The sequence below is a fragment of the Psychrobacter sp. CAL346-MNA-CIBAN-0220 genome (assembly GCF_040309805.1).
Taxonomy (GTDB): Bacteria; Pseudomonadota; Gammaproteobacteria; order Pseudomonadales; family Moraxellaceae; genus Psychrobacter.
Window position 1 is genome coordinate 1 of sequence record NZ_JBEOPF010000102.1, and the last position, 289, is coordinate 289.

Annotated in this window: 1 protein-coding gene; it reads left to right on the forward strand. The window is 43.6% G+C overall.

The window, feature by feature from the left end; all coding sequences use genetic code 11:
• Positions 1 to 289: membrane protein insertase YidC (yidC, locus tag AAEY88_RS12880; protein ID WP_350563019.1), on the forward strand; the 289-nt coding region annotated here is incomplete at both ends.

Below are 289 nucleotides of genomic sequence, written 5' to 3' on the forward strand. Positions count from 1 at the left end.
AGGTAGAGCGACTTATAACCATACTGCTAACAACTATGTGATGGAAGATGGACAGCAAACGTTGACAGTGCCGCTTACTTATAAGAAAGACGGCGTGACGATTACCAAGACTTTTACTTTCACTGAAAATAAATATCCAATCGATATTAGCTATCAGATCCAAAACGCGTCTACCAATGCTTGGCAAGGTCAGATGTTTGCGCAGTTAAAGCGTGATGATAGTAAAGATCCTGGTATGTCTGATAAAGGCGCGCTGAGCATGGCGACTTATCTAGGCGGTGCTTGGGGT